Raw genomic sequence first — 23,130 nt, forward strand, 5'->3', positions numbered from 1 at the left:
GGAGCGTCCGGCCGCCCGGAAGCTGGTGGAGGCTGCCGCCCGTAGCGAGCTGGCCCGGGTGGTCGGCCTCCCCCCCGGGGGGTGCCACCGGCCCGCCCGCGTACTACGGAAGGTTCCGCGCCATGACGATCCGCTGGATCTGGTTCGTGCCCTCGTAGATCTGAGTGATCTTGGCGTCACGCATCATGCGCTCCAGCGGGTAGTCCCGCGTGTAGCCGTAGCCGCCGAGGAGCTGGACCGCGTCCGTCGTTATCTCCATGGCGGCGTCCGAGGCGAAGCACTTCGCCGCGGCCCCGAAGAAGGTCAGGTCCTCCTTGCCGCCGCCCCCGGAGACGCGCTCCGACCGGGCCGCCGCCGCGTAGGTGAGCTGGCGCGCGGCCTCCAGCTTCATCGCCATGTCGGCCAGCATGAACTGCACGCCCTGGAAGTCACCGATCGGCTTGCCGAACTGCTTGCGCTCCTGGACATAGCCCTTGGCGTAGTCGAGAGCGCCCTGCGCGATACCGAGGGCCTGGGCCGCGATCGTGACGCGTGTGTGGTCCAGGGTCTTCATCGCCGTGGCGAAGCCCGTGCCCTCCTCGCCGATCAGCCGGCCGGCGGGGATACGGACGTCGTCGAGGTAGACCTCGCGGGTCGGGGACCCCTTGATGCCGAGCTTCCGCTCCGGGGCGCCGAAGGAGACACCGGGGTCGGACTTCTCCACCACGAACGCGCTGATGCCCTTGGTCCGCCTGTCCGGGTCGGTGACGGCCATCACCGTGTAGTACTCGGAGACACCGGCGTTGGTGATCCAGCGCTTCACGCCGTTCAGGACGTAGTGGTCGCCGTCCCGCACCGCCCTGGTCTTCATGCCGCCCGCGTCGGAGCCGGCGTCCGGCTCCGAGAGGCAGTACGAGAACATCGCGTCGCCCTTGGCCAGCGGGCCCAGATACTTCTTCTTCAGGTCCTGGGAGCCGGCGAGGATGACGGGCAGCGAGCCGAGCTTGTTCACGGCCGGGATCAGGGAGGAGGAGGCGCAGACCCGCGCCACCTCCTCGATGACGATCACGGTGGCGAGGGCGTCGGCGCCCGCGCCGCCGTACTCCTCCGGGACATGGACGGCGTGCAGATCGGAGGCGATCAGCGCGTCCAGCGCCTCCTGCGGGAAGCGGGCCTCCTCGTCCACCGCGGCGGCGAACGGCGCGATCTTCGCCTCGGCCAGCGCGCGCACGGTGTCGCGGAGCATGTCGTGTTCCTCGGACGGGCGGTACAGGTCGAAATCAGCCGATCCGGCCACGGTCTTTCACTCCCCTGGATGCTAACTACCGTTAAGTAACTCAATTTTAGGGGCGGAGCCGCCGTCGGTGAAGGTGAGTTTGCCGACAACGGTCCCGCAGCGGCATCACCCACCCGTGAGAGGCAGCAGCGAGGCCCCGGCGGCGCGCGGCTATGCTCGGGCACCGCACTCCCGCCCGAACTCTCTGGAGTACCCATGGCCCTCAAGATCACAGTGATCGGCACCGGCTACCTCGGCGCCACGCACGCCGCGGCCATGGCCGAGCTGGGATTCGAGGTCCTCGGACTCGATGTGGTGCCGGAGAAGATCGAGATGCTGTCGGCGGGCCGGGTCCCGATGTACGAGCCGGGCCTTGAGGAGCTGCTGCGCAAGCATGTCGCCGGGATCGAGGGATCGACCGGCCGGCTGCGCTTCACGATGGACTGGGCCGAGATCGCGGAGTTCGGCGATGTGCACTTCGTCTGTGTGAACACCCCGCAGAAGCACGGCGAGTACGCCTGCGACATGTCCTACGTCGATTCCGCCGTCGAGAGCCTCGCCAAGCATCTCGCCAGGCCCGCGCTGGTCGTCGGCAAGTCCACCGTGCCCGTGGGCAGCGCGGAGCGGCTCGCGGCCCGGATCGCCGAACTGGCCCCCGCGGGCGGCGAGGTGGAGCTGGCCTGGAATCCGGAGTTCCTGCGCGAGGGCTTCGCCGTACAGGACACGCTGCGTCCGGACCGGATCGTGGTGGGTGTGCGGAGTGAGCACGCCGAGCGGGTGCTGCGTGAGGTGTACGCGAAGCCGGTCAGCGAGGGGTCACCGTTCGTGGTGACGGATTTCCCGACCGCCGAGCTGGTGAAGACCTCCGCCAACTCGTTCCTGGCCACGAAGATCTCGTTCATCAACGCGATGGCCGAGCTCTGCGAGGCGGCGGGCGGCGATGTGCAGAAGCTGGCGGAGGCGCTCGGGCACGACGAGCGGATCGGCAAGAAGTTCCTGCGCGCGGGCATCGGCTTCGGCGGCGGCTGTCTGCCCAAGGACATCCGGGCGTTCATGGCGCGGGCGGGTGAGCTGGGCGCGGACCAGGCGCTGACGTTCCTGCGCGAGGTCGACTCGATCAATATGCGGCGCCGCGGTCATATGGTCGAGCTGGCGCGCGAGGCCGTGGGCGGCGACTCGTCCTTCCTGGGCAAGCGGGTCGCGGTGCTGGGCGCGACCTTCAAGCCGGACTCCGACGACGTACGGGACTCGCCCGCGCTCAACGTCGCCGGCCAGATCCATCTCCAGGGCGGCCAGGTGACGGTGTACGACCCGAAGGGCATGGAGAACGCCAAGCGGCTCTTCCCGACGCTGGGTTACGCCGACTCCGCGGTGGACGCGGTGCGCGGCGCGGATGTGGTGCTGCATCTGACGGAGTGGCGCGAGTTCCGCGAGCTGGACCCGGCGGTGCTGGGCGAGGCGACCGCGCGCCGGCTGATCCTGGACGGCCGCAACGCGCTGGACCCGGAGCTCTGGCGCGCGGCGGGCTGGACGTACCGCGCGATGGGACGCCCGCGCGCCTGACACCGGCCACTCCCGCGCCCGGCTTACGCGGGCCCGTCCTGCCGCGTGCGGCGGGCGCGGTAGGCGCGCATCTTGGCGCGGGCGCCGCACACCGACATCGAGCACCAGCGGCTGCGGCCGGCCGGGCTGCGGTCGTAGTACGCCCACTCGCAGTCGGCCGCCTCGCACGCCTTGAGACGCGCCCACGTACCGTCGGCGACCGCCGCCGCGATCGCCGCCGCGACCCGGGAGAGCAGCGCGTCCGGGGCGGCGGCGGGACGGAGCGCCGCCAGGCCCCGCGCGTCGACCGTGAGCCGCAGCGGGGCGCCCGCCAGCAGGTGGTCGAGGACGGCCGTCGAGCGGCCCGGCGGGTGATGGCCCGCATGGGCGAGGCAGACCGTGCGCAGGGCCTCCCGGAGTTCGCGGGCCCCGGAGACGTCCCGCTCGGTGAGCCCGAAGGGAGCGCGGCCGTCCTCCGTGTCGAGGGCGTCGGCGCCCGTCTCGATGTCGAGCGTGTTCACCAGCGCCTCGACCAGGGCGAGCCCTCCGGGTGCGGGCGGTCTGTCCGTCATGCTTGCGACGTTACCTCTTCTGCGGGAGCATGCAGTAACGGTTACCGGCGGCGACTTTTTGACGGTAACCGAGCGGCACTCCATGACCAGCACGCGAAGCGCCGGAACTCACAGCGCCGGACGGTGTAATGAGAGGGAAAAGACATGGCCATCGCCACTCTGGGCAGCGTCGTCCTGGACTGCCCCGACCCGGTCGCACTCGCCGGTTTCTACTCCCAGGTGCTGGGCGGTGAGATCGAGGACGACGGCAACGGCTGGGTCGATCTCACCGGCGCTCCCGGCGCCCCGCTCGCCTTCCAGTCGGCGCCCGGCTTCGTACCGCCGGTCTGGCCCCGCCCCGACGGCTCGCAGCAGTTCCATCTGGATCTGACCGTCGAGGACCTGGACACGGCGGAGAAGCAGGTGCTCGCGCTCGGAGCGACGCTGCTGGACGCGGCCGACCCCGCGCGCAACTGGCGGGTCTACGCCGACCCGGCGGGCCATCCGTTCTGTCTCTGCGCCGCCTGACACGGCGGACGTACGCGCCCGCTGTCGCGGTCGGCTGCGACAGCGGGCGGAGGTACCGTCAGACGGCCGTGCCGTCCAGCTCGCCGATCGTCGCCAGTGACGGTCCCCGCTCGGCCCGGAGGCTCCGGGCCACGTCTTCCGCCGCCCGCAGCGCCCGGACCGCGTTCTGCCAGGTCAGCTTGGACAGGTCCGACGCGGACCAGCGACGGGACAGCAGCTCCGCGATCAGGTTCGGATAGCCCGCGACATCCTCCAGGCCGGCCGGGGTGAACGCCGTCCCGTCGAAGTCCCCGCCGATGCCGATGTGGTCGACGCCCCCATGAGCGAGGCGATCCTGCCCTCGCCGCGCGCGGTCTCCATGTCGTCCGCCGTGAGCGCCCGCGCCAGCTCCCGGGGATGGCGGGCGAGCAGCCGGCCGACCACGTCGATCTGTTCCAGCGTCGCGCTGACCGCGTCGTCGCCGGCCACCGACCAGAACTGTCCGCCGACGCCGCCCCGGCGCAGCCGGGGGATGTCCGTGTGCAGCCGGCCGGTCTGGTCACCGGCGATGTCGAGGCGGTCGAGGTCGTAGCGGACGTGCTCCCGCAGCGCCCACGGCAGGTCGTTGTGACCGTCGACCACCGGGAAGGCGGCCAGCAGTTCGCGTGCCTCGTCGAGGAAGTCCGCGGCGGCCACCGGCGTCACTTCCCGAATCCGAAGTGGTCCGCGCCCTGGACCTTCGAGCGGAGCCGCTTGCCCTTCTCCGTCGCCTGGTCGTTCAGCTCCTGGAGGAAGTCACGCATCCGGGTCTGCAGCTCCGGGTCGTGGGACGCGAGGATCCTGGCGGCCAGCAGGCCCGCGTTCCGCGCACCGCCGACCGAGACGGTGGCGACCGGCACACCGGCAGGCATCTGGACGATGGACAGCAGCGAGTCCATGCCGTCGAGGTACTTCAGCGGTACGGGCACACCGATCACCGGCAGCGGGGTCACCGAGGCGAGCATGCCCGGAAGGTGCGCCGCTCCGCCCGCACCCGCGATGACGGCCCTGAGGCCGCGCCCGGCCGCTCCCTCGCCGTACGCGATCATCTCGCGCGGCATCCGGTGGGCGGAGACGACATCGACCTCATAGGCGATCTCGAACTCGTCCAGGGCCTTCGCGGCGGCCTCCATCACGGGCCAGTCGGAGTCGGAGCCCATCACGATGCCAACAACGGGGGAAGTCATTCGGTGATCGTTCCTCGGAGGTAGCCGGCGGCATGGCGGGCGCGTTCCAGTACGTCGTCCAGGTCGTCGCCGTAGGTGTTGACATGACCCACCTTGCGGCCGGGCTTCACGTCCTTGCCATACATGTGGATTTTGAGCTGCGGGTCCCGGGCCATGCAGTGCAGGTAGGCCGCGTACATGTCGGGATAGTCGCCGCCGAGGACGTTGCACATGACCGTCCAGGGCGCGCGCGGGCGCGGGTCGCCGAGCGGGAGATCGAGCACGGCCCGCACATGGTTGGCGAACTGCGAGGTGATCGCGCCGTCCTGGGTCCAGTGGCCGGAGTTGTGCGGCCGCATCGCCAGTTCGTTGACGAGGATGCGGGAGGTGCCGTCGTCGGAACGGACCTCGAAGAGCTCCACCGCGAGATGGCCGACGACACCCAGCTCGGCCGCGATCCGCAGCGCGAGCTGCTGGGCCTCGCCCGCCAGCTCGTCCGAGAGGCCGGGCGCGGGCGCGATGACGGTGTCGCAGACACCGTCGACCTGCTGCGATTCGACGACCGGATAGGCGACCGCCTGGCCGTGCGGTGAGCGGACGATGTTCGCCGCCAGCTCCCGTACGAAGGTGACCTTCTCCTCGGCGAGGACCGGGACCCCGGCGCGGAACGGCTGCTCGGCGTCCTCCTCGGAGCGGACGACCCAGACGCCCTTGCCGTCGTAGCCGCCGCGCACCGTCTTGAGGACGACCGGGAAGCCGCCCACCTCGGCGGCGAAGGCCGCGGCGTCGGCGGGGTCGGAGACGATGCGGTGGCGCGGGCAGGGGGCGCCGAGCTCGGTGAGCCTGGCCCGCATCACCCCCTTGTCCTGCGCGTGCACCAGCGCGTCGGGGCCCGGCCTGACGGGTATCCCGTCCGCCTCCAGGGCGCGCAGATGCTCCACCGGCACATGTTCGTGGTCGAAGGTGATCACGTCACAGCCGCGCGCGAAGGCGCGCAGCGTGCCGAGATCGCGATAGTCGCCGATGACGACCTCGTTCACCACCTGGGCCGCCGAGTCCTGCGGGGTGTCACTGAGAAGCTTGAATCTGAGGCCGAGGGGGATGCCCGCCTCGTGGGTCATACGGGCGAGCTGACCGCCGCCGACCATGCCGACTACCGGGAACGTCACGTCCCCAGGATATCCGCCGCCCGGACCCGGCCGGTCGCCGAGCGGCGGCGGTGCCCGGCGTCAGGGCGCCGTCACCGCCGGTAGCGGGGCGACCCATGGGCGACGCCCGGAGCCGCTCGTTAGCATGGCGGGTACTGACACTCGACCGGACGGGGCTGAACGGGCCAATGAGCGAACGGGGCGCACTCCGCGCGCGACTGGGCCGGCTCGCGCGCGAGGTGGCCAAGTTCGGCGCGGTGGGCGGCGCGGGGGTGCTGGTCAATCTCCTGGTCTTCAACCTCGTACGGCACACCACCGGGCTGCCCGTGGTGCGGGCCAGCATCCTGGCCACCGTCGTCGCGATCGCCTTCAACTACGTGGGCTTCCGCCACTTCACCTACCGGGACCGCGACAAGAGCCGCCGCACCAAGGAGCTGACGCTCTTCCTGGCGTTCAGCGCGGCCGGTCTGGTGATCGAGAACGGCGTGCTCTACACCGCGACCTACGGCTTCGGCTGGGACACCCCGCTGCAGAGCAATGTGTTCAAGTTCCTCGGCATCGGGATCGGGACCCTCTTCCGCTTCTGGTCGTACCGCACCTGGGTCTTCCGGGCGCTGCCGCCCGCCGGGGCCGGTGCGCCGGGCGAATCGTTCCTCGACGAGCAGCGGCCCCAGCCCGGCCGGGTCGGCGGCTGATCCGCGGCGGGGCGCCGTCGCGCGTCAGCGGACCGGCCGCTCCGGCTCCTTCGCCGCCTTGTGGGTACGGGCCTCGCGGCTGAGGAAGAGCGCGAAGACCGGCGGCTGCTGCTGGAGCAGCTCCAGCCGTCCGCCGTCCGCCTCCGCCAGGTCGCGGGCCACGGCGAGACCGATCCCGGTGGAGTTGCGGCCGCTGATGGTCCGCTCGAAGATCCGTGCCCCCAGGTCCGCCGGTACGCCGGGGCCCTCGTCGGTCACCTCGATGACGGCCTGGTTGCCGGTGACGCGGGTGCGCAGGGCGACCGTACCGCCGCCGTGCATCAGTGAGTTCTCGATCAGCGCGGCGAGCACCTGGGCGACCGCGCCGGGTGTGGCGACGGCCCGCATCCCGGAGCGGCCCGAGCAGACGATGGCCCGGCCGGCGCTGCGGTAGGCGGGGCGCCACTCCTCAAGCTGCTGTTTGACGACCTCGTCGAGGTCGAAGGCGACGGCCGAGCCGGTACGCGGATCGCGGGCGTTGGTCAGCAGCCGCTCCACCACGTCGGTCAGCCGCTCCACCTGGGCCAGCGCGATCGTCGCCTCCTCCTTCACGGTGTCCAGATCGTCCGTGGCGGAGATCTCCTCCAGCCGCATGGACAGCGCGGTCAGCGGTGTACGGAGCTGGTGCGAGGCGTCCGCGGCGAGCCGCCGCTCCGCCGTGAGCATCCGTGCGATCCGCTCGGCGCTGGAGTCGAGGACATCCGCGACCCGGTCCAGCTCGGGCACCGCGTACCGCTTGTGACGCGGGCGCGGGTCGCCGGAGCCGAGCCGCTCCGCGGTCTCCGCGAGGTCGGTGAGCGGCGAGGCCAGCTTGTTGGCCTGGCGTACGGCCAGCAGGACGGCGGCGATGACGGCGAGCAGTGCCACCATGCCGATGATCAGCAGGGTGCGGCCGACCTCACGCGTGACGGAGGAACGGGCCTCCTCCACGGTGACGACCTCGCCCTCCTCGCCCTCCTCCGTGCCCCGGATGACGCTGCCCTCGGGGCGCACACCGATCTCGACCGGGGCGCGGCCCGGGATCTCGATCCTGGCGTAGCGCTCGTTGTCGACCTGTTCGGCCAGGATCTGGGAGGTGATGTTCTCCCCGCCGAGGAGACGGCTGTCGACGATGCTCACCAGCCGCAGCGCCTCGGAGTCCACGCTCTCCTGGGCACTGCTGCTGATCGTGCGGGTCTCCACGATGACAAGGGAGACCCCGAACACGGCGATGACGACGAGCACCACGGCGAGCGTGGAGTTGATCAGACGACGGCGCAAGGTGCCCTCCGGGCGGGTGACGCGATGGCGGTGGTGCCCCTCCGAGCGTAAGCACCCGTGGCGGTCCCGGAGCCGCGGCCACCCGCCGGGCCCTGTCGGCGCCGGCTCTTCCCGAAGGCGTCAGCCTCTTCCCGGGGAAGGCGTCAGCCTCTCCTCGAAGACGTCTTCCCGAAGGCGTCAGCTCTTCTCGGAGGCGTCAGCTCTTCTCGAAGCGGAAGCCGACGCCCCGTACCGTGGCGATGTAGCGCGGATTGGCGGCGTCGTCACCGAGCTTCTTGCGCAGCCAGGAGATGTGCATGTCGAGGGTCTTGGTCGACGACCACCAGGTGGTGTCCCAGACCTCCCGCATCAACTGATCCCGGGTGACGACCCGGCCCGCGTCCCGGACCAGGACCCGCAGCAGGTCGAACTCCTTCGCGGTGAGCTGGAGCTCCTCGTCACCCATCCAGGCACGGTGCGACTCCACGTCGATCCTGACGCCGTGCGTCGCGGGGGCCGGGACGGGGTCGGAGGCGCCGCGCCGCAGCAGCGCCCTGACGCGCGCCAGCAGTTCGGCGAGACGGAACGGCTTGGTCACATAGTCGTCGGCTCCGGCGTCCAGGCCGACCACGGTGTCCACCTCGTCGGCGCGGGCGGTCAGCACCAGGATCGGCACCGCGTGGCCCTCGGCGCGCAGTCGGCGGGCGACTTCGAGGCCGTCCATCCCGGGCAGTCCCAGGTCGAGTACGACCAGGTCGACACCGCCCTGAAGTCCGGCGTCCAGCGCGGTCGGACCGTCTTCACGGACCTCGACCTCGTAACCCTCCCGACGCAGGGCGCGGGCCAGCGGCTCCGAGATGGAAGCGTCGTCCTCGGCGAGCAGTACACGGGTCATGGGGTGATGGTAGACCGCACGGGGCGGGCCCAGGGCCCTGCTCCGCAATGCCTTGAGGTAGGGGGTTCAATCCGAGGAACCACCTTCGGATATAAGCAGTTAGTTCCCTCGGACCCTGTGATCCATCTCTCAAAACCGTCATATCCCACTCCATCACGCCATGGGTCGATGACATGGATGACGTACCACCTGTGGACCTTTACCCCGTTGAGCGCCATAAGTCTCTTTTCCGTACCGCGTCCGGTCCCGGTCCCGCCGTGACCCGGCGGCAGCGAAAAAGAGCACGCCCCGGGGACGTGCTCTCGCTCACAAGGAGTGCCGGTGGCGGACCGGCGCGACGCGCTACTCCGGTGCGGCCAGCTCCGCCCAGACGGTCTTGCCGGTCTCACCCGGCGTCCTGACGACACCCCAGTCGAGGCAGAGCCGCTGGACGATGAACATGCCGTGGCCGCCGGGGCGTCCCGCGCGGTGCGGGGTGCGGGGCGCCGGCTGTCCCGCACCGAGGTCCGCGACCTCCAGCCGCAGCACCTTGGAGGTGGCCGATACCAGCAGCGACTCGGGCCCCTCCGCGTGCAGACACGCGTTGGTGACCAGCTCGGAGACGACCAGCAGCACATCCTCTGCCGCGGCACGCCGGTCCGCGCTCTCGCCCGGGAGCCATCCCCAGTCGTAGAGCGCCTGGCGGGTGAAATCGCGCGCCAGCGGTACGACACCGCTGGCGCCGGACAGCGCGAGCGTCCGTACCCGCCTGTCGGACGTCGCGGAAGGGGGTACCGCGCCGCCGGACTCGGGGCCGATGTCGCCCGGCTGAGGCTGCCGGGTGGTGCTCATCAGCGCTTCACCTCACCGATTCACCAATTGCCAGTTCATCAATACAGAGAGTGCAGGGTCCTGAGTGGCCTGCCGGGGGTCTTCTGCCCCTCCGGCTCGCGACAACACTTACTCCGCGATCCGGAAGTGGTGACGCGAGCGACACGCGGTGCGCCCAGGTCGGCGCGGGGCTCAGCCGGCGAGGGCCTCTTCGACGGTGGCGTGGACCGTGAAGACGGCGTCCGCTCCGGTGATCTCGAAGACTCTCGCCACCACGGGCAGCATCCCGGCCAAATGGACCCCTCCCCCGGCGGCGTCCGCCTTGAGGCGGGCACCGAGCAGCACATTGAGTCCGGTGGAATCACAGAACTCAAGCCGTGAACAGTCGACCACCAGCCGTACGCGGCCCTGTTCGATCGCATCGTCCAGAGGTTCGCGCAACAGTTCGGCCGTATGGTGATCCAACTCACCGGCCACTGTCACAACCTCGCTCCGGCCTTCGGTCCGAACTTCGACCCGAAGCCGGCCCCGGTTCGTGCTGCCGACCGTCTGGCGGTCCATGCCCGTCCCTCTTCGCCGTGTCGTGCGTCGTCGTCAGTTGGTGGTGTCTACGCCATCACAGTCGATGACGCCGGTCGAACATTACGCCTTTCGCACGCCCACCGGTAGCCGAACTCCCCCACAATACAGACATATAGAACAATTAGCACTTGCAACTGCCCATGCCGACCGGGTAGGGCTTGTAGGGACACACCCGAGACGGCCGGCTTCGGAGGCGCCCGCAGACCGCGGCAACACGTAGTGGCTTCGGCAGCCATATGCCGAGGACGATGGAGGAGACCATGTCACCCCGGCTCGACGCGACGCGTACCCCCCACGTGCCGTCGACAACTCCGCCCGTACCCGATGAGGCCGGTCTCACACCGGCCGCCGGCGCCGAGGGCCTGGAGGATCTGCCCGAGATCCCGCCCTTCGCCGAGGTGGGAGCCCTGGACGCCAGGGCCCTGTCGAAGACGCTGTTCGCCCGGCTGGAGACCCTCGAAGAGGGCACACACGCATACGCGTACGTCCGTAACACCCTGGTGGAACTGAACCTGGCCCTGGTGAAGTTCGCGGCCTCCCGGTTCCGCACGCGCAGCGAACCGATGGAGGACATCGTCCAGGTCGGCACGATCGGCCTGATCAAGGCCATCGACCGGTTCGAGCTGAGTCGCGGCGTCGAGTTCCCCACCTTCGCGATGCCGACCATCGTCGGCGAGATCAAGCGCTTCTTCCGCGACACGTCGTGGGCGGTGCGCGTGCCGCGCAGGCTCCAGGAACTCCGCCTCGACCTGGCCAAGGCCGGCGACGAGCTGGCGCAGCGCCTCGACCGCTCCCCCACGGTCGGCGAACTCGCCCAGCGGCTCGGCATCACCGCCGAAGAGGTCGTCGAGGGCATGGCCGCGAGCAACGCGTACACCGCCAGCTCACTGGACGCACAGTCCACCGACGACGAGAGCGAGGGCGCGCTCGCCGACCGGATCGGCTACGAGGACCACGGGCTTGAGGGCGTTGAGTACATCGAGTCGCTGAAGCCGCTCATCGCGAGCCTTCCCGCCAGGGACCGCAAGATCCTGTCCCTGCGCTTTGTCGCCAATATGACGCAGTCGGAGATCGGCGAGGAGCTCGGCCTCTCGCAGATGCATGTGTCGCGGTTGCTTTCGCGCACCCTCACCAGGCTCAGGAAGGCTCTGACGGTCGAGGAGTGAGGGCCGGCCCGGGCCCTTGGCCGCGCCGGTCGTTCGCCGGCGCGGCCCCGCACCGCACCCAGTCGTCGGCCCCGGTCCGGCCGGTCGGGCGGCGCGAGCTCAGCGGTCGGCTGCCGGCCGCGGCAGTTCGCCGGCCTCGGAGCGCGGCAGGTCGGTGCAGTGCGCCACCGTGGCGTCGTCAGGGACCGGAACGTCGGGGCCTCCGGGGGTGCGGGCCTCGGCCTGCCGGACGCGGCGGATGATCTCTGCCGGGCCGTGGGCGCCGAGCAGTTCCACTACGCCGGGCCAGTCGGTCAGGCCGTAGGGGTTGACGAGGCGGCCGGCGCCATTGCTGAGCAGCGCGAAGCCGTCCAGGTCATGAAGAGGCCGGCTGCCGGTGACCGCTTCCTCCGCCGCTCGCGGATCGTCCTTGGCGATCCAGTAACCGCCCGGCTGGTTCCGGCGAGCCCGCAGCGCCTGGACGCAGGATTCCCGGACGCGGTCGTACTCCGGTGTACCCGGAGGAATGCCGTCCAGCGGCTCCGAGCAGACGCGCCTGGCGGCGACCTCGCGCTCGTCGGTGATCACCTCCGGGCCGCCGCGGACCTGGTCGAGCAGGAGAAAGGAATCCGCGAGCAGGAGATGGTCCAGGCGGCCCCGGTCGGCGCGGACCATCAGCACCGTCGCCTGCGGGCTGCTGGGGTGCGCGAGGTCGCAGGTGGCGCGGTGATCGGCGGCCGTCTCACCGATCGCGGCGGCGAGGATCGCCGCGAGGTCCCGACCGTCGGCACGCGACAGCCGGCCGAGCAGCGCGCCGCCGAGGCGGTGCGTGTACCAGGCGACCCCGTGGGAGCAGACCGACTCACTGCCCGGGATGCCGGCGCCATCGAGCAGCACAGCGGCGCCGGGGACGGCGCCGACGAAGTCCTCGTTCGGCCGGTTGGCCCTGCCGGCGCTGGTCGCCATGCTGACACGCACTCATGGGCTCCTGAGTCAGAGGCGGGCGGGGACGGGCGTCGCTGTGCGGGAGGTGCGGGCAGGTCGTGGTCCTGCGCCGAGTGTGAACGAGTGGCGCCGCCGGGTGGGCCGTATTGACGGGGCCGTCCGGTATGGGCCACATTGAGCCGGGCAGGGGGGAACGGAATGGCTCTTGGGGAGAGCTGCCCGGCGGAGCACTCGGCGTACTCGGCGTTGGAGACGCTGATGCGCCATCGCCTCGGCAGGGAGTGTCTGTATGTGCCGTCGTGCCGGCTCGGGTTGTATGTGGCGCTGCGCCACTGGTGCCCGCCCGGCGGACGGGTTCTCATGTCGCCGGTCAACGACGATGTGATCTTCTTTGTGGTGCTGGCCGCCGGGCTGCGTCCCGTGCAGGCTCCGTTGGACGCGCGGGACGGTTCGATCGACATGGCGGCCGTTCCGGAGTCCGACTGGCGCGGTCTCTCGGCCGTCCTCACCACCAATCTGTACGGGAATCCCGATCCGGCGCCGGGACTGCGCGCCCGCTGCGACGCGTTGGGGATCCCGCTCATCGAGGACGCCGCCCACGCCATAGGGAGTGAGGTGGGAGGCCGGCCGGTCGGCGGTTTCGGTGACGCGTCCGTGTTCAGCCTCTCCAAACACGTGGGAGCGAAGACCGGTGGCTTTCTCACCGTCGCGGACCCGGCGCTGCGTAAGGGACTGGCGAAGGCCAGGGACGAGCTGCTCTCACCGTCCAGGCTGGGCGCCGAGATCCGCTACGCGTTACGGCCGTACGCCGAGGCCGGGGTGCGCGGGCTGCGGATGGTACGGGCCGCGCACGCGGCGCTGCGGCTGCTCGGCCAGGAAGAGCGTGAGGACATCCGGATGCCGCTGCGCCCCGGCGAGCTGCGGCGGGCGCTGGCCGGAGCCCCCGGGCTCACGGACTTCCACTCCTGGGTCCGGGTGGACATGCACGACTACCGGCTCCGGCCCGGCCGGACCCGGCTCAGAAGGACGGAACGGCTGCTCGCCGGGCTCGACGAACGGCTCGACGCCCACCGGAGAGGCACCGAACGGCTGTTGGCCACCGCGTGGGCGGCGCCCGCTGCCGAGGGCCCCGTACAGCCGCTGTTCCGGGTCCCGCTGCTGGTCGAGGACCGCGACGCGGCCATCGCCGCGCTCGCCGGACACCGCGTCAGCACCGGCTATCTCTACGATCCGCCGCTCGACGCCTACGCGGGCGCGGCCTTCACCGATCCTTCGCCGTCGCCGGGCCCGGCCGCCTGGTTCGCCCGCCACGCGCTGCCGGCCGATCCGCGCCGCGCGGACCAGGTGATCGCCGTCCTCACCGAACTGGGCGCCAGGCCCGCCGTGCGCGGAAGGGCCGGGGTCGGTGGCTGACACCGCCCGGATGGGGAAACCGGCCCCGGCCGGTCCAGCCCGGAGCGGCGAGCCGGCTCGGCCGCCCGACGGCGACTCGATGTTCCGCAACGCCTATGCGCTGATGCTCTCCACCGGTGTCTCCGCCGCTCTCGGACTGGGCTTCTGGCTGGTCGCGGCCCGCTACTACACGGAGGAGGCGGTCGGCCAGGGATCGGCCGCCATCGCCGCGATGCGGCTGCTGGCCTCGATCACCGCCACCACGATGATCGGCGCGGTGGTGCGGTATGTGCCCAGGGCCGGCCGGGCCACCGGTCCGCTGGTGTGGCGGGTGTACGCCATCAGTTCGCTGGTGGTCTGCGTCGCCTGCGTGGTGTTCCTGCTGACGCTGGAGCTGTGGGGCCCGTCCTACGCGCCGCTCGACGGGCTCACGGCGGGGCTCGTCTTCACCGCGTCCTGTGTCGCCTGGGCGCTGCTCACCCTCCAGGACGGGGTGCTGACGGGGCTCAGAAAGGCGTTCTGGGTGCCGGTCGGCAACGCCGTGTTCTCCCTCGGCAAGCTGCTGATGCTCGCCGCGTTCGCCACCGCGCTGCCGGTCCTCGGCGTCTTTGTCTCCTGGGCCGCCGCCATCGCCCTGTCCGTGCTGCCGCTCGGCTGGCTGATCTTCCGCAGGCTCATCCCCCGCCAGGCCGCGGCCGATCACGACCGGGAGCCGCCGCAGGCGCGGGACATCGGGCGGTTCCTCGCCGGTGACTCGGTCGGCGCGCTGTTCAGCCTGGCGATGATCAATCTGCTGCCGGTGATGGTCGCGGTCCGCTTCGACGCCGCGCACAACGCCTTCTTCTACACGGCGTACACCGTCGGCGGCACCATGGAGTTCATGGCCATCAACATGGCCTCCTCCCTCACCGCGCACGCCTCGCACAGCCCGGACCGGCTGGCCGAGGGCGTACGCGGGGCGCTGCGCCGGATGACCGTGCTGCTGGTGCCCGTCGTGCTGGTGCTGGTGGTGTTCGCACCGCGGGTCCTCGCGCCGTTCGGCGACGACTACGCGCGCCACGGCACCACGGTGCTGCGGCTGCTGGCCGCCGCGGCCCTGCCCAGGGTCGTGGTCGAGCTGTACATCGGAGTGCTGCGGGTCCAGGGCCGTACGGGCATGCTCGCCCTGCTCCAGGGCGTCATGTGCCTGCTCGTGCTGGGCAGCGCGCTGTTTCTGCTGGGCCCGGCGGGGATCTCCGGCGCGGGTCTGGCGATGCTGCTGTCGATGACCCTGGTGGCGCTGGTCGCGGCGCCGGGGCTGCGCGCGGCCCTGCGGGACGGCCACCGCCCGGGCGGCGACCTGAGCGGCGAAAGCCCGGAGGAGTACGGCACGCGCTGGGCCCGCGAGGCTGCCGGGCACGGTCCCGAGGCGGCCGGGGAGGCGGCGGCGTACGGCGCGGTCCTGGCCGGGTATCCGCACGGCCCGCACGACACCCCGCCCCTGACCGCAGGCCCGCCCGCGCCCGGCGGGCGGCCGGGCGGCGCGGAGTCCGTCGGCGGCGGCCGGCTGGTCACCCTGCTGTGGCTGCTGACCGGGCTTGCCGCCGGGCTGTTCTGGACCCCGCTGGTCCGCGCCGGGGACACCGGCCACGACCGGCTCGGCGGGGTCCGGCTCCTGGACGCCCTCCACCCGCTCACCCTGGTCGCCGGGATTCTGCTGGTCCTCGTGCAGGGCGCGGCGGTCTCGCTCGCCCGGCCGCGCCCGGTGCTGCTGACGACGGGGGTGCTGCTCACGTTCGCCGCGCTGCACACCGCGCTCCCGCTGCTGGGCACACGGCCCGACCCGGTGTCGGGCCACTGGCACGGCCCGGTCGCGGACCTCCTGGCCGCGCTCGCCCCACCGGCCGGTACCGACGCGCTGCTCAGGGCCCTGCCCGTCGCACTGCAACTGCTCTGCCTGGGACTGACCGCGGTCACCCTGCGGGCACTGCGGACGGATGGCCGGATCGCCGCCGCTGTGGTGTGGGCGCTCGCGGTGTGCGGCTGGGCGGCGCGGGACACGTTCGCGGCGGCCGCCCTGCCGCTGTCCCTGGGACTGGGACTGGGGCTCGCGGTGGTGGCCGCCGGCGCGCTGGGCGTACGCCGCTACCGCGGCGGCAGCGGCTGGTTGAAGTAGTCGGCGCGGCCCGCGTCGCGGTATCCCTCCAGCGCCGGGCCCTTGTCGACGGTGAGATCGCAGTTGTCCCCGGGCACCGGCCGGTTCCAGTGCACCAGCGCCTTCACCTCCGGCAGAGTCGGCGCCACCTGCGGGATCCGCCGGTACCAGTCGCGCTGCCGGTCCGGCCGCGCCGGGTCCGGCGCCGTACTGAACTCGGAGAGCATGTAGGGCTTCGTGTCGGAGATGTTGGCGCGCAGCCACTCGTAGGAGGGCCGCTGGCTGCGCTCGAAGTCCAGCCAGTCGGGCGAGTCGTGGCAGAGAAAGTAGTTGTACTGATCCATGCCGATCCAGTCCACGTACGCGTCGCCGGGATACAGCGACTTCATCAGCGCGGCGTTGCCCAGATAGCCCGAGACCGTCCACACCCACACCACGTTGTCCACGCCGAGCTTCTCGAACCGGTCGTGGACATGGCGGTAGGCGGCGATGAACTCCTCGGGGGTGCCGGCGTCCGGCGTGCGGAAATCGGTCTCCTGGTCGAAGGAGAAGAAGATGGTCCTGCCGTACTCCTTGATGCGCCGGGCCCCGGGATCGATGATCTTCGCGTCGAACTTCCCGGCGGCGACATCGCGCCAGCCGAGCTGGGTCTCGGTCCAGTTCCGGTGGTGCGGCTCGGTCCATACGGTGGACTCCCAGGCCAGCATCAGCATCCGGTCCCGGCCCAGTTCCCGCTCGTCGGGGGTGAGCAGCACGCCGTCCCGCTCGGTGTTGGACATGTCGTGGTAGTTGTAGACGAGATCGAGCCTGCGTCCGATCTTCTTCTCGAAGCCGTACACCGCGTCCTTGAGCGAGCCGTTCTCCGCGTACGGGACGTACGCGCCCCACCAGGCCCCGCACGGCGGTTCCAGGATCGCGCTGGGCGCGCACCGGCTCTCCTTCTCCTCCCGCGCGGTCCACCACACTCCGGCGACCGCCAGCAGCGCGCCCACCGCGGCCAGGGCGAGAGCCAGGCGGGTACTCCGGCGGGCGTCCTGGGCGTACTGTCCGCTCACCGGCCGGTCCAGGGGCCCGGTTTGACGCGCTCGGCCGCCCCCCGGGTCGCGGCGGGCAGCGGTACGGCGGGCAGCGGCGCCGCGACCGTGCAGATCACCGCGAGCGCCACCAGGAAGACCGTGGCCGAGAACGACTCGGCCAGGAAGAGCGCGGTGGCGGTGAGCGTCGCGAGGGAGAGGCTCAGCGGCGCCGCCAGCGCCAGCGTCTCCAGCCGGGCGGCGGGCCGGGGCGCGGCCGGTCCTGGGAGAAGCAGCGCGAGTCCCGGGCCGAGGGCGACGAAGAGCAGGACCGGGATCCAGCGCAGGGGCGATCCGCCGGGCAGCGCCGTCACCGCGAGCGCCGCCCATCCGGAGAGCGCGACGGCGGCCCGGGTGCGGCCCTGGCTGCCCGGCGGGGCGGCGTTCTGTGGCATGGCTGCGACCTCCGCGTAAGTCATCGAGTGGGTGCGGCCGGTACGTGTTCCAGTACGAGCCCGTGCGCGTTCTCCTCCACCACCCGGAAGAGCGGCGAGCGCCGCAGCGCCTCGCTCATCCGGTCGAACCCGCCGGCCGGCAGATATCCGTCGCCGGTGGTGGCCTGCTCCTGGGTCGGCGTGAGGATCACATACGCCGGGCGCCCGTCGGGGACACCGGCGTCGAGATACGCGGCGGGATCCTTGAGCATTTCCAGGTTCTCGGGCACTTCCTGTTCCGTGAAGAACCAGCGCTCGAAGTGGTCGTACCGGTAGTAGGCGCCGGGGAACGAACCGGTGGTGGCGAGGATCAGCGCGCCGTCCGGCGCCCGGTCGTAGGCCCGTTTCACCAGTGCGGTCTCCGCAGGCGGGGCGTACTGCATGCCCTCCTTGCCGTAGTACGACGGCAGGAAGCCGGCCAGCAGGGCGAACAGCGCCACGGGCAGCGCCACCACGGCGGTCCTGCCCGCGAGGCGCCGGGCCCTCCCGGCCCCGGCGGCGGCCGGGACGAGCGCGGCTGCGGCGAAGAACGCCGTGCCGGGCAGGCCGAACAAATACACCCGGAAGAGCATCTCGCCGCCGTAGTCGTTGACGGCGAACAACGGCACGGGCGCCGCGGCGGCCAGCAGCAGCGGCAGCGCGCTCCGGACGAGCCGGCGGCGCAGCAGCACCGCCGTGCCGGCCAGTCCGCCGAGCAGGACCACCATCAGGATGTTGGCGTCGCCGACCAGTTCGGGCCCCGGCCCCGTCGGTTCACCGGCGAAGCCGGCCCGGGAGTTGTTCAGCAGGTCGCCCGCCGAGTCACGCAGGGTGCTCAGGGTCTCCAGGAACAGCACCCGGCCCATGGTCAGGTCCCAGACGAGCATGATGACGCCGGTGACCGCCAGCAGCCCGACATTGCGGTAGCGGCGGGTGAGGCAGAGGGCCAGCAGGGTCATACAGAGCATCACCGGGGTGAGCTGGTGCGAGGCGTTGACGGCCACGACGAGCGGGACGAGCAGCGCCACACAGACCGCCCGCTGCCGGTTCCCGGTGGGCGGTGGCACGGAGGCCGCGGCCGGGTCGAGCAGGGAGCGGTCACGCAGCCGTCCTGCCGTTCCCGGCCGTACGAAGTGCCGTACGACCACGGCGAAGACGGTCAGGAAGAGCAGATAGGCGAAGCCCTGCGGGGAGAGGTAGTCCTGCCCGACCCAGTTGGCGAGCTGGAAGATCCACACCGCGGTCCACACCAGCCGCCGGTCGTCACTGAAGGTGCGGTAGATCAGCACCAGGACCGGCATCATCAGCAGGCCGAACGCGACGGGGGCCCAGTTGGTGTACGAGGCGGCGCCCGTCACCCCGAAGCCCCTGACCAGCGCCGCGTTGAGGGAGAAGAACCCGGGCCACTGGTCGTACGCGGACATCCCGCCGGACAGTTCGACGGAGGGACGGACCGTCCCCTCGGTCAGCAGCCGGGCGATCACGGCGTCGTGCTTGGACGCCCAGGGGTAGCGCACGGAGTCGTAGAGCAGGGCCGGCGGCGCCTTCAGCGCCACCAGCATGGCGACGCTGTAGACCGGGGGCCACCAGGGCGCGGCGGCCGCCCGGCGCAGGCTGATCAGAAAGCCGGCCGTGAGCACGGCCAATGAGGCGTAGAAGGCGATCGGGAAACGGTCGAGGAGTCCGAAGTCCCCGATGTCACGGAACCCGATCCGGGGTAACGACCAGGCCCAGAGGGCCGCCGCGACCGCCAGCGGCAGCCAGCGGACCAGGACGTGCGGCCGGATCAGCGCGGAAGGGGCCGGTCGGCGGCGGCGTGCCGCGTCCGGCGCGGCGGGCGGCTCGCCCGGGTCCGGACCGGACTCGGTCACGGCCGGCGGCTCGCCGCTCCCCGTGACCGGCGTGGGCACACGTTGCTGCACGGTGCGACTCCCCCCACAGATGTGGTCGCGGCCGTCACGCCGCTGTCCCTGAAGTGAAGTATAGGAACTGTCTACGTTTTTGTGTGGCTCTTGAACGTCTGCGTCGCACCGGGGAGTTGACCCGGGCCGGGTCCGCCCGCCACCGGGATCCGCCCCGGGGGCCGTCCCTCAGCCGGGGAACTCCGGGCCGCGCAGCCGGGCCCGCGCCGCGCGGTAGAGACGCCAGCCCAGCGTGGCCGGCGAATCCGGGAACGGAGCGACCCTGACCCGTTCGCCCCGGGCCGCCCCGCCGGCCATCCAGGAGGCGACGTCCGCCGCCGTGTGGTGCCGGCGCACGATGAGCCGCGCGATGCGGTAGCTCTCGTCCCGCTCCGAACTGAGCGCGTGGCGTACGGCGACGGCGGAGGCGTATCCGGCGCGCGCGGCGGCCCGGCGCACGGCGCGGCTGTTGTAGCCGTGCGGATAGGCGAGGTGCGCGACCTCGTGGCCGAGGACGTCCTCCAGCGTCTCCTTGGACTCGCGCAGCTCACGGCGGAGTGCCGCGGCCGGGAGCGTGTCGAGCTGGGCATGGGTGACGGTGTGGGCGCCCACCTCGATGCCGTAGGACCGCTCCAGCCGTGGCACCTGCGCGAGCGTCATCATCGGGGCCGGTGGCAGCAGGCTGGTCCGGCCGGGAGTGATGGCACCGGTGGTCAGATAGGCGGTGGCGGGCAGGCCGCGCGCGGCGAGCGCCTCGGCCGTGGCGCCCGGCAGATCGGCGAAACCGTCGTCGAAGGTGAGGACGACGGGGCGGGACGGCAGCGGCGCGCCGCCGGCCAGCCGGTCCGCCAGCGCGCCGGCCGGGACCGGGGTGCGGCCGCTGGCGACGACGGCGTCGAGCTGGGCGGCGAACTCCCGCGGGGTGACGGTGAACTCGGCGATCCATGCCGGTGGGTCGTCCGTCACGGCGTGATAGAGCAGCACCGGTACGACGGGGGCACCGGGCGGCTCGGGCGGGTGGGTCATGGCTGTCCTCCGTGCGTCGTGGCGTGCCCGGCATCCGTCATGGCTTCCCTCCGCCGCGCAGTCGTCCGCGCGCCATCGCGTAGCCGAGCGGCCCGTACAGCATCCCTCTGCGCTCCAGCCGGGAGAGGCCGCGCGGCCAGGGGTGGGCCCCGGCGCCGTGCGCGCCGGGCGCCGTCCCGCCGCCTTCGGCCCGGTGGGCGGTGATCGCGCGGGCGTGGGCCAGACCGCGCGGCACCTTCGCGAGCAGCGCGGGCAGCAGCGCGGGCCGGCGGACCAGCAGGGCGGTGAGACAGGCGGTCAGCCCGGCGCCGTAGCCGTACGCCTGGTTCCGCAGGTCCTGCCAGGTCTCGCGGTGGTGGTGCCAGACGAGCGCGCCGGGTGTGTAGCGCAGCCGGTGTCCGGCGGTCAGGATCCGGACGAAGGCGTAGAGGTCGTCGCCGCCCCTGGCGGGGGTGCCGGTGCCGGTGGCCGGGTCGAAACCGCCCACGGCCCGCAGGGCCCGGGTCCGGAACGCCATATTGGCGCCGGAGCCGAAGCTGCCCGCCGTGAACGGGAAGAGCGGTTCGTCGGCCGGCGGTCTGGCCGGGTCGTACAGCCGGGGCTCGAAGCCCTTGGCGAAGCCGCCGTGGCTCTCCAGCAGGATCTGCGCGGGGGTGGTCAGCCGGGCCGGGAGGATCAGGCCGGTGACGCACCCGAGGCCGGGGTCCGCCGCGAAGGGCGCGGTGAGCGCGGTGAGCCAGTGCGGGTCGGCGATCACATCGTCGTCGGTGAAGGCGAGCACCTCGCGGTCGGGGGCGGTGGTGAGGGCGCGGTTGTGCGCGACGGCCAGTCCGGGGACCGGCTCATGGACATAGCCGACGCGGCCGGCGTAGGCGCCCTCGACCAGATCGCGGGTGGCGGTCGTGACGGGCGCGTTGTCGACGACGAGGACACGGAAATCCGGATGATCCTGGGCGAGAAGCGAGTCGAGGGCGCGGGCGAGCGGTGCGGCGCGCTCCCGGGTGGCGACGACGACGGTGGTGGAGGGCGGGACGACGGGCTCGTCCGGCGGCGGTTGCCCGTACCGTCCGCCGCGCGCGCGGAAGGCCGCGGTGAGGACCTCGGCCGGGTCCTCACCAGGGGCCACCCGGCCGAGCACGGTGGCGGCGGGCCGGCCCCGGAGCCGTACCAGGGCGTAGATCCCGCCCGCGCCGAGGGCCGGGCCGCCGGGCACGGGCCGCAGGGAGAGCACCCTGCCGTCGGGCCCGTCGAGATCGAGCTCGGCGACGGCGATGGACGACAGCTCAGGCCCCCTCTCCGGCGCGTACGGCTGATTCGGCGTGCGTGCTGTGTACGGCATCGGCTCCCCCGTTCGTAGTGCCCTGGTGGTCCCGCGTCAGCCCCGGCTCAGTCGCGCCGCAGCCGGCCCGCCCGGCTCAGCGTCCGCTGCGCGTAGCCGGCCAGCCTCGGCCGGTCGCGCACAAAGCCATGGGCTCTTCGGAACGGCTCACGGCTCAGCCAGTGGAGCGCCGCCCCCGGTCCTGGCCGCACCGATGAGCCCTCGTACACCCGCAGCCCGCCGGTCTTGAGCGCGTCCTTGTACTCGGCGGCCCCGCGTCCCAGGTCGAGCATGCCGATGCCGTCGGCGGCGGCGGCCCCCGCCATCCGCAGATGCAGGATCAGCCCCGGCGAGTACCTGGCGAACTCCGGGTCGTACGCCGGGAACCAGCAGGACAGCACCGTGCGCGAACGCAGCCCGAAGTGCGCGGCGACGGGCCGGCCGGCCGCGTAGAGCACGGAGAGCACACCGGAGCAGCCGGGTGTCCGGGTCCCGGCCAGCGCCCGCACCAGTTCGCTGATCCACTCCTGGGCGAACCGGTCGCGGCGCCCCGTCCTGCGGTACTGCGCGGACTTCCACTCCATGAGGGTGCGCAGCACGGCGGGATCGCGTTCGTCGAACACGAACCGGACCTCGCCGGCCTGGCGGCCGAGTCTGCGTTCCTTCGCCGCCGTCGTCCTGAAGAACTTCGGCGACCGCTCGCGCAGACCCCTCTCGAACATCTCGGCGCCCTGCCCGACATCGATGACCGGGGACTCGAACTCCCCGGCGGCGGACGGCACGAACAGCTCCTGTCCCGCCTCCAGGTTGTCGAACTCCCAGGCCGACAGCGAGCAGGCCCTCAGCAGTTCACGGGCCGGCAGCCGCAGACCGGCGCGGAACACGGCGCCCTGCGCGTCGGACACCCCGAGGCCGATGGCCCGGCCGTGTCCCCAGGGCCCCTTCTCGTAGGGGAAGAAGCCGGCGAGCTCCTCGCCCTCCCGTATGACGGCGACCCGTGCCGCGGGCCGCACCCGGCCGACGGCACGGGTGAACTCCGGTTCCATGAACGGATTGGCCGGCGCACCGGACTTGACGCGCAGCTCGCGCCAGGCCTCGGCCTCCGTCTCGTCCAGCTCCTCCGGCAGGACCACACGCACGCGTGCGGCGGTGCGTTCCTCACTCAACTCGACCCCCCGGTCGCATCCCCCCGTGAGCCCGCTTCCCCACCGGCTCACGCACGCCCCACAGGACGGTACCGGCCCACATCCCTCCGGGACAGTGCCAGTCGCCCACCGTGTGACGGATCAGTGGAAAACGTGCGCCGGGTGAGGTC

21 protein-coding genes and 1 pseudogene are annotated in these 23,130 nt (G+C 72.0%); 6 read left to right on the forward strand and 16 right to left on the reverse strand.

All coding sequences use genetic code 11. From position 1 onward, the window contains the following. Positions 1-103 precede the first annotated feature (103 nt). Positions 104-1,276: an acyl-CoA dehydrogenase family protein gene (locus ABZ707_RS08650; RefSeq protein ID WP_360170017.1), complete on the reverse strand. Its 1,173-nt coding sequence runs from the start codon at positions 1,274-1,276 to the stop codon at positions 104-106. A gap of 195 nt (positions 1,277-1,471) precedes the next feature. Between ABZ707_RS08650 and ABZ707_RS08655 the strand changes: the two genes are divergently transcribed. Continuing rightward, positions 1,472-2,818 (forward strand): UDP-glucose/GDP-mannose dehydrogenase family protein, encoded by a 1,347-nt coding sequence (locus ABZ707_RS08655; protein WP_360170020.1) that lies wholly within the window; start codon positions 1,472-1,474, stop codon positions 2,816-2,818. A gap of 23 nt (positions 2,819-2,841) precedes the next feature. On the opposite strand, the gene ABZ707_RS08660 is transcribed toward ABZ707_RS08655, so the two are convergent. Continuing rightward, positions 2,842-3,369 (reverse strand): CGNR zinc finger domain-containing protein, encoded by a 528-nt coding sequence (locus ABZ707_RS08660; protein WP_360170023.1) that lies wholly within the window; start codon positions 3,367-3,369, stop codon positions 2,842-2,844. 144 nt (positions 3,370-3,513) lie between these two features. Here ABZ707_RS08660 and ABZ707_RS08665 point away from each other — a divergent pair, with 144 nt between their 5' ends. Beyond that, complete coding sequence (locus tag ABZ707_RS08665) at positions 3,514-3,876, forward strand: VOC family protein (protein WP_360170026.1); 363 nt, start codon at positions 3,514-3,516, stop codon at positions 3,874-3,876. Between the two features lie 58 nt (positions 3,877-3,934). Here ABZ707_RS08665 and ABZ707_RS08670 read toward each other — a convergent pair. The 3 genes and pseudogenes from ABZ707_RS08670 to ABZ707_RS08680 all read right to left on the reverse strand — a co-directional run bounded on the left by ABZ707_RS08670 (position 3,935) and on the right by ABZ707_RS08680 (position 6,229). Further along, a pseudogene (locus ABZ707_RS08670) lies at positions 3,935-4,551 on the reverse strand (membrane dipeptidase). A 5-nt stretch (positions 4,552-4,556) separates the two neighbouring features. Then, positions 4,557-5,081 (reverse strand): 5-(carboxyamino)imidazole ribonucleotide mutase, encoded by a 525-nt coding sequence (gene purE, locus ABZ707_RS08675; protein ID WP_360170029.1) that lies wholly within the window; start codon positions 5,079-5,081, stop codon positions 4,557-4,559. After that, complete coding sequence (locus tag ABZ707_RS08680; protein WP_360170032.1) at positions 5,078-6,229, reverse strand: 5-(carboxyamino)imidazole ribonucleotide synthase; 1,152 nt, start codon at positions 6,227-6,229, stop codon at positions 5,078-5,080. Before ABZ707_RS08680 ends, purE begins: the two co-directional genes overlap by 4 nt. A gap of 167 nt (positions 6,230-6,396) precedes the next feature. Between ABZ707_RS08680 and ABZ707_RS08685 the strand changes: the two genes are divergently transcribed. Beyond that, positions 6,397-6,903 (forward strand): GtrA family protein, encoded by a 507-nt coding sequence (locus ABZ707_RS08685; RefSeq protein WP_360170035.1) that lies wholly within the window; start codon positions 6,397-6,399, stop codon positions 6,901-6,903. Positions 6,904-6,927: 24 nt separating this feature from the next. Here the strand turns inward: ABZ707_RS08685 and ABZ707_RS08690 are convergent, their stop codons facing one another. The 4 genes from ABZ707_RS08690 to ABZ707_RS08705 all read right to left on the reverse strand — a co-directional run bounded on the left by ABZ707_RS08690 (position 6,928) and on the right by ABZ707_RS08705 (position 10,447). After that, positions 6,928-8,202: an ATP-binding protein gene (locus ABZ707_RS08690; protein ID WP_360170038.1), complete on the reverse strand. Its 1,275-nt coding sequence runs from the start codon at positions 8,200-8,202 to the stop codon at positions 6,928-6,930. A 196-nt stretch (positions 8,203-8,398) separates the two neighbouring features. Beyond that, a complete protein-coding gene (locus ABZ707_RS08695) occupies positions 8,399-9,076 on the reverse strand; it encodes a response regulator transcription factor (protein ID WP_030351003.1) in 678 nt (225 codons plus the stop codon). Between the two features lie 342 nt (positions 9,077-9,418). Further along, positions 9,419-9,907: an ATP-binding protein gene (locus ABZ707_RS08700; RefSeq protein ID WP_360170041.1), complete on the reverse strand. Its 489-nt coding sequence runs from the start codon at positions 9,905-9,907 to the stop codon at positions 9,419-9,421. A 171-nt stretch (positions 9,908-10,078) separates the two neighbouring features. Beyond that, a complete protein-coding gene (locus ABZ707_RS08705) occupies positions 10,079-10,447 on the reverse strand; it encodes an STAS domain-containing protein (RefSeq protein WP_360170044.1) in 369 nt (122 codons plus the stop codon). A 281-nt stretch (positions 10,448-10,728) separates the two neighbouring features. On the opposite strand from ABZ707_RS08705, the gene ABZ707_RS08710 reads away from it, so the two are divergent. Next, entirely contained in the window at positions 10,729-11,634 is a 906-nt protein-coding gene (locus ABZ707_RS08710) for an RNA polymerase sigma factor SigF (RefSeq protein WP_360171268.1), read from the forward strand. A gap of 99 nt (positions 11,635-11,733) precedes the next feature. Here the strand turns inward: ABZ707_RS08710 and ABZ707_RS08715 are convergent, their stop codons facing one another. Beyond that, complete coding sequence (locus tag ABZ707_RS08715) at positions 11,734-12,591, reverse strand: integrase (RefSeq protein WP_360170047.1); 858 nt, start codon at positions 12,589-12,591, stop codon at positions 11,734-11,736. A gap of 225 nt (positions 12,592-12,816) precedes the next feature. On the opposite strand from ABZ707_RS08715, the gene ABZ707_RS08720 reads away from it, so the two are divergent. Together ABZ707_RS08720 and ABZ707_RS08725 are read left to right on the forward strand one after the other, a co-directional pair. Further along, on the forward strand, positions 12,817-13,971 hold the full coding sequence (locus ABZ707_RS08720; RefSeq protein ID WP_360171270.1) for a DegT/DnrJ/EryC1/StrS family aminotransferase: 1,155 nt from the start codon (positions 12,817-12,819) through the stop codon (positions 13,969-13,971). Positions 13,972-13,981: 10 nt separating this feature from the next. Further along, complete coding sequence (locus ABZ707_RS08725) at positions 13,982-16,105, forward strand: lipopolysaccharide biosynthesis protein (protein ID WP_360171273.1); 2,124 nt, start codon at positions 13,982-13,984, stop codon at positions 16,103-16,105. On the opposite strand, the gene ABZ707_RS08730 is transcribed toward ABZ707_RS08725, so the two are convergent. The 6 genes from ABZ707_RS08730 to ABZ707_RS08755 form a co-directional block, all read right to left on the reverse strand. Continuing rightward, positions 16,075-17,139 (reverse strand): glycosyl hydrolase, encoded by a 1,065-nt coding sequence (locus ABZ707_RS08730; protein WP_360170050.1) that lies wholly within the window; start codon positions 17,137-17,139, stop codon positions 16,075-16,077. The genes ABZ707_RS08725 and ABZ707_RS08730 overlap by 31 nt on opposite strands. Next, positions 17,136-17,552, reverse strand: a complete 417-nt coding sequence (locus ABZ707_RS08735) for a hypothetical protein (RefSeq protein WP_360170053.1) — start codon at positions 17,550-17,552, stop codon at positions 17,136-17,138. Before ABZ707_RS08735 ends, ABZ707_RS08730 begins: the two co-directional genes overlap by 4 nt. A gap of 20 nt (positions 17,553-17,572) precedes the next feature. Next, positions 17,573-19,492 carry a hypothetical protein gene (locus ABZ707_RS08740; protein WP_360170056.1) on the reverse strand — a complete coding sequence of 640 codons (1,920 nt, stop codon included), beginning with the start codon at positions 19,490-19,492 and terminating at the stop codon, positions 17,573-17,575. A gap of 168 nt (positions 19,493-19,660) precedes the next feature. After that, positions 19,661-20,497, reverse strand: a complete 837-nt coding sequence (locus ABZ707_RS08745) for a polysaccharide deacetylase family protein (RefSeq protein WP_360170059.1) — start codon at positions 20,495-20,497, stop codon at positions 19,661-19,663. Positions 20,498-20,534: 37 nt separating this feature from the next. Beyond that, positions 20,535-21,836: a glycosyltransferase gene (locus tag ABZ707_RS08750; RefSeq protein ID WP_360170062.1), complete on the reverse strand. Its 1,302-nt coding sequence runs from the start codon at positions 21,834-21,836 to the stop codon at positions 20,535-20,537. A gap of 47 nt (positions 21,837-21,883) precedes the next feature. Beyond that, positions 21,884-22,981, reverse strand: coding sequence for a GNAT family N-acetyltransferase (locus ABZ707_RS08755; protein WP_360170065.1), 1,098 nt, complete (start codon positions 22,979-22,981; stop codon positions 21,884-21,886). Positions 22,982-23,130 lie beyond the last annotated feature (149 nt).

This window comes from Streptomyces sp. NPDC006923 (assembly GCF_040635655.1).
Classification (GTDB): Bacteria; Actinomycetota; Actinomycetes; order Streptomycetales; family Streptomycetaceae; genus Streptomyces.

Coding starts and splice junctions, on each gene's coding strand:
- ABZ707_RS08735 (WP_360170053.1), bottom strand. CDS start 17,552: ATGCCACAGAACGCCGCCCCGCCGGGCAGCCAGGGCCGCACCCGGGCC.
- ABZ707_RS08660 (WP_360170023.1), bottom strand. CDS start 3,369: ATGACGGACAGACCGCCCGCACCCGGAGGGCTCGCCCTGGTCGAGGCG.
- ABZ707_RS08705 (WP_360170044.1), bottom strand. CDS start 10,447: ATGGACCGCCAGACGGTCGGCAGCACGAACCGGGGCCGGCTTCGGGTC.
- ABZ707_RS08655 (WP_360170020.1), top strand. CDS start 1,472: ATGGCCCTCAAGATCACAGTGATCGGCACCGGCTACCTCGGCGCCACG.
- ABZ707_RS08725 (WP_360171273.1), top strand. CDS start 13,982: ATGGGGAAACCGGCCCCGGCCGGTCCAGCCCGGAGCGGCGAGCCGGCT.
- ABZ707_RS08750 (WP_360170062.1), bottom strand. CDS start 21,836: ATGCCGTACACAGCACGCACGCCGAATCAGCCGTACGCGCCGGAGAGG.
- ABZ707_RS08685 (WP_360170035.1), top strand. CDS start 6,397: ATGAGCGAACGGGGCGCACTCCGCGCGCGACTGGGCCGGCTCGCGCGC.
- ABZ707_RS08700 (WP_360170041.1), bottom strand. CDS start 9,907: ATGAGCACCACCCGGCAGCCTCAGCCGGGCGACATCGGCCCCGAGTCC.
- ABZ707_RS08720 (WP_360171270.1), top strand. CDS start 12,817: ATGCGCCATCGCCTCGGCAGGGAGTGTCTGTATGTGCCGTCGTGCCGG.
- ABZ707_RS08745 (WP_360170059.1), bottom strand. CDS start 20,497: ATGACCCACCCGCCCGAGCCGCCCGGTGCCCCCGTCGTACCGGTGCTG.
- ABZ707_RS08710 (WP_360171268.1), top strand. CDS start 10,729: ATGTCACCCCGGCTCGACGCGACGCGTACCCCCCACGTGCCGTCGACA.
- ABZ707_RS08695 (WP_030351003.1), bottom strand. CDS start 9,076: ATGACCCGTGTACTGCTCGCCGAGGACGACGCTTCCATCTCGGAGCCG.
- purE (WP_360170029.1), bottom strand. CDS start 5,081: ATGACTTCCCCCGTTGTTGGCATCGTGATGGGCTCCGACTCCGACTGG.
- ABZ707_RS08665 (WP_360170026.1), top strand. CDS start 3,514: ATGGCCATCGCCACTCTGGGCAGCGTCGTCCTGGACTGCCCCGACCCG.